5 protein-coding genes are annotated in these 4270 nt (G+C 70.6%); 2 read left to right on the top strand and 3 right to left on the bottom strand.

Translation table 11 applies throughout. The features are described 5' to 3' along the window. The first annotated feature begins 734 nt into the window (after nt 1-734). Complete coding sequence (locus tag AH6_RS41870) at nt 735-1475, top strand: nitroreductase family protein (RefSeq protein WP_067492036.1); 741 nt, start codon at nt 735-737, stop codon at nt 1473-1475. Here the strand turns inward: AH6_RS41870 and AH6_RS41865 are convergent. From AH6_RS41865 to trxA, 3 genes are all read right to left on the bottom strand, one after another. Next, nucleotides 1413-2252, bottom strand: a complete 840-nt coding sequence (locus tag AH6_RS41865; protein WP_067492034.1) for a putative RNA methyltransferase — start codon at nt 2250-2252, stop codon at nt 1413-1415. The genes AH6_RS41870 and AH6_RS41865 overlap by 63 nt on opposite strands. Before the next feature lie 7 nt (nt 2253-2259). Next, a complete protein-coding gene (locus AH6_RS41860; protein ID WP_067492032.1) occupies nt 2260-2661 on the bottom strand; it encodes an Hsp20/alpha crystallin family protein in 402 nt (133 codons plus the stop codon). A 192-nt stretch (nt 2662-2853) separates the two neighbouring features. Further along, complete coding sequence (trxA, locus tag AH6_RS41855; RefSeq protein WP_067492029.1) at nt 2854-3207, bottom strand: thioredoxin; 354 nt, start codon at nt 3205-3207, stop codon at nt 2854-2856. A gap of 132 nt (nt 3208-3339) precedes the next feature. Between trxA and AH6_RS41850 the strand changes: the two genes are divergently transcribed. After that, the coding region (locus tag AH6_RS41850; RefSeq protein WP_067492027.1) for a sigma-70 family RNA polymerase sigma factor at nt 3340-4270 on the top strand (931 nt) is incomplete at its 3' end.

Raw genomic sequence — 4270 nt, 5'->3', positions numbered from 1 at the left:
TCCCAGCAAATGCGACCCCCATACGGAGGGCCGACTTGCCTCAAAGAAATCCCTGCCGACACCCGAAAGCATCAGCACGGGGTGACCAGGCGCATTGGCCTGGTCTGTAAAGGCACTGGCTTTTAACACGCTGTTGAGTTCTCAAGAAACGGACACCCACCGCGCTTGACCCGCTACTCGCGAGCCCCGCTCCGGGGCAACCCTTCAAGCTTATTCGGTTGACTCCGCCTGTCAAATCGACCTCAGCGAGATCATTTCGACCGGTACGAGACTTCCGATTCGGCGCACCGAACACTGGATGATCCGAAGATCTCCGATTCGATCCACCTGAAGCGCCCTCCGGGCCGGCCACCTTGCGGCGTCCTGCATCCCGTCTCGGGCTGACCAGTTCAGCTTACAACAGTCCGAGCGTGACTCGAACCGGTTTTCCGAACCGGGCGTCCCCCGGGCCGTCCGCCTCTCGGCGTCCCGCATCCCTCGGGGCGAGAAGAACACTAAAACCGCTCCCGGCAAGCGTCAAATCGAACGCTCCCCCTCACGCGTCTCAGTGCTTCCGCCGAACTCTCCCGATCTCTTGTTCTCGCAGATCACGCACTACGTGCGCCAGCTCACATTGCGGTACGGTTCGCTCAGTCTCGTCGCGTCGTGCTCGAACCTGCACATTTCGGCATGATGCGGCACCGGCCGTGGACCGCCCGGCGGCAGTGCCGGGCCGAGGTCAGGAGGTAGCCCGCGTGAGCGCATCCACCACTGTTCGTCGTCCGGCGGAACGTCTGGTCGTCGCGGGCACCATGGGGCCCACCATCCATGATGTGCACGCCTGGCGGTTCCGGACCGCTCCCGGACTCATCGAGGTCCATGCCGATCCCGCGCGGTTCCGGGCGATGCACGATCCCCTGGGGCGCGGGCTCCACCTCGGGTGTGGGGCCGCGCTCGTCAATCTCCGGCTCGCGGCCGCGCAGTTCGGGCAGGCCACCGTCGTGCGGCTCCTCCCCTATCCCGAGCAGCCCACCGTGCTCGCCGCGGTTCGGCTCGCGGGGCGGCATCGTGTCACCCGGGCCGAGCGGTTGTTGTACGCCACCACCTTGCGGCCCTTCCCGGGGCGCGGGGCCGGGCCGTCGGTCAAGCCTTCCCTGCCGGTGTTGAACGAACTTGGCGAGGCCGCGCGGTTGGAGGGTGTCACCTTGCACGCCCTTCCCGGGGACGGCGTCCAGCGGGCGATGCTCACGACCCGGGGCGATGACCCCGCCACCTGGTTGCGTGCCGGGCAGGCGCTCCAGCGCGTCCTGCTCGGAGCCGCAGCCCGTTCGGTGTCGGTCTCGTTCCTGTACGAGGTCGTGGACGTTCCCGAACTCCGGGACCTGACCGGCCCCGGGGACGTCCCCCAGGTCATGCTTGAGCTGGCGCGCCTGTCACCCGCGCGGGCGGAACGTCGACAGGGTGAACGACAGCGGCACCTCGAACGGGTCGGCTAGCTCCCCGATCCGGCGGGACAGCTCCTCGGTGGTGACGTGGTGGGCGTTGGGGCCCATGCCCACCAGGGTCTCGATCTCCTTGTGGGCCAGTTCCGTCCGGGTTTCGAGGTTCTCCCGGGTTTCCAGGGCGAAGTGGTCGGCCAGTGCCGCGTCCATTCGTTCGGTTTTCTGCTCGTCCACCGTCAGCAGGCCCAGCCGCTCCACCAGGGGGCCGAGGTGGCGGGGCGACGGCGTGACCACGTGGAGCGCCCCGCCCGGGCGCAGTACGCGGCGGAACTCGGCCGGGTTGCGCGGCGCGAAGACGTTCAGGATCACGTCCACGGTCGTGTCGCGGACCGGTAGCGGTCGCCACAGGTCCGCGACGACCGCCCCCGCGCGGGGGTGCGCGCGGGCCGCTCGGCGAGCGGCGTGCTTGGAGATGTCCAGTGCGAGGCCCGAGGCGGTCGGCGCCTCGTCCAGTACCGCGCTCAGGTAGGCGCCGGTTCCCGCGCCCGCGTCCAGGAATCTGGCGTCAGGGGGCAGCGTGCGGGTCGCCCGTCCGGCGAGCAGGTCCGTCAGCGGTGCGAAGTGGCCCGCGCCCAGGAAGTCGGCGCGGGCCCGCACCATCTCCGGGGTGTCGGCGGTGCCCGGCCGGGCGTTGCCCGGCAGCAGGTTCGCGTAGCCCTGCCTGGCGACGTCGAAGGTGTGCCCGGCCGGGCAGCGCAGCCCACGTCCGGTCAGGGCGAGGTCGGCTCCGCAGACGGGGCAGAGCAGGTAATCGACGATGTCGGCCAGCATGGCCCCATCATCGTCCATGCGGGACGGCCCGGAGGCGCGCGCCGGACAGGGCCACGGCCACCTCCAGGACGCCGTCGGCGTAGCGCGTGGTGAGGGTGTCGCGGTCGGCGTCGCGGGGCAGCGTCACCACCCGGCGGAACAGGCCGTAGGAGATCTCGCCGGTGTGGCCGCCCCGGTGCTGGTCGCGGCGGATCGCCTTGATCTCGATGGTGTCGCGGCGCACCGACACCGCGATGTCGCGGTCCGGGTCCATGCCCGGCAGGTCGGCGCGCACGACGTAGCGGCCGTCCTCGACGTAGTCCTCGGCGCGGATGCGGCCGCCGGCCTGGCGCAGCCGGGCGATCGGGGCCGAGCGGACGAGCCGGCGAGCCACCTCGCGCGGCGGGCGCAGGCGGGGTGCGGTGATCATGGTGTCTCCTCCTGACCGGTGCCGGTCGTCGGCGTCGCTTCGCGGGTCCCCCGTCCGGGGATCGCGTGCGGTGCTCCCGGAGCCGGTCTCCGGGAGCGGGGACGGGAGCCGCCAAAGGAGCCGACATATCCCAACAAATGGCTACCAATCCGCCTCAACGGTCGGAAGAGGGGACGCCCAGGCCGCTACCGGTCAGGACCCCATGCGCTTGCGCACGTCGTCCATGTCCAGCCCGCGCACCTGCTCGATCACGTTCTCCAGCACCGCGTCCGGCAGCGCGCCGGGCTCGGCGAACACGATCACGCCGTCGCGGATCGCCATCAGCGTCGGGATCGAGCTGATCCGGAAGCGCTCCGACAGCGCCGCCTCGGCCTCGGTGTCGACCTTGGCGAAGGTGATGTCCGCGTGCTTGTCCGACGACTTCTCGTACACCGGCGCGAACCGGCGGCACGGCCCGCACCAGGAGGCCCAGAAGTCCACCAGGACGATCCCCTCGCCCCCGGCGACCTCGTCGAAGTTCTCCGCGGTCAGTGTGACCGTCGCCATGTCGTTTTCTCCTCGGTCGGGGTATCAGAACGGGTAGAGCGGCGTACAGGCCCGCAGTATTCCCCACCCGGGAATCACAGAGCGGTAATTAGCGTTGTCCTCTTAGGGAGATCGCACTGGAGAAGGGTCAGGATGGCTGCAACCCGTACCAAGGGCGACAGGATCGACGCCCCCGACAAGGACCTCGTCGGGGCCTACCTCGACCGGATCGGCCGCACGCCTCTGCTGGACGCGGAGGAGGAGGTCGACCTGGCCAAGGCGATCGAGGGGGGCCTGTACGCCGAGCACCTGCTCGACGAGGGCACGCCGCCCGCAGGGACGACCCGTGACGAGCTGGCGGCGCTGGCCGAGGCCGGGCTGCGCGCCAAGCAGCGGTTCGTGGAGGCCAACCTGCGGCTCGTGGTCTCGATCGCCCGCAAGTACCCCACCGACGCCCTGCCGCTGATCGACCTCATCCAGGAGGGCAACCTCGGGCTGATGCGCGCGGTGGAGAAGTTCGACTACCGCCGGGGCTTCAAGTTCTCCACCTACGCCACGTGGTGGATCCGGCAGGCGATCGGGCGTGGGCTCAGTCACACCGCCCGCACCATCCGGCTGCCCGTGCACGTCGAGGAGGAGTTGTCCCGGCTGCGCCGCGCCGAGCGGCAGCTCAGCCGCGAGCTGGGCCGCGAGCCCACCCGCGACGAGCTGGCCGCCTCGGTCGGGGCCGAGCCCGAGCACGTGGACGAGCTGCTGCGCTGGCGGCGCGACCCGGCGAGCCTGGACGCCACCGTCGACGACGCCGGCGAGACCTCGATGGGCGACCTGCTGGAGGATCCCGAGGCGGTCACCCCGGAGGCCGAGGTGCTGGCGCTGGACGACCTGGAGGGCCTGGGACGGCTGCTGGAGCGGCTGCCCGAGCGCGAGGCGGCCATCGTGCGGGCGCGGTTCGGCATGGACAACGGGCAGCCGCTGTCCTACGCCCAGATCGGCGCCCGATACGGGCTGAGCCACAACCGGGTGCGGCAGATCACCGACCGTTCGTTGCGCCGCCTGCGGCAGCTCGCCGCCGAGGCCGACGGGC

This window comes from Actinomadura hibisca NBRC 15177, assembly GCF_001552635.1.
Taxonomy (GTDB): Bacteria; Actinomycetota; Actinomycetes; order Streptosporangiales; family Streptosporangiaceae; genus Spirillospora; species Spirillospora hibisca.
Note: the sequence above shows the minus strand (reverse complement) of the source record. Positions and strands in the feature narration are given on the sequence as shown.

Coding starts and splice junctions, on each gene's coding strand:
- trxA (WP_067492029.1), bottom strand. CDS start 3,207: ATGGCGACGGTCACACTGACCGCGGAGAACTTCGACGAGGTCGCCGGG.
- AH6_RS41860 (WP_067492032.1), bottom strand. CDS start 2,661: ATGATCACCGCACCCCGCCTGCGCCCGCCGCGCGAGGTGGCTCGCCGG.
- AH6_RS41865 (WP_067492034.1), bottom strand. CDS start 2,252: ATGCTGGCCGACATCGTCGATTACCTGCTCTGCCCCGTCTGCGGAGCC.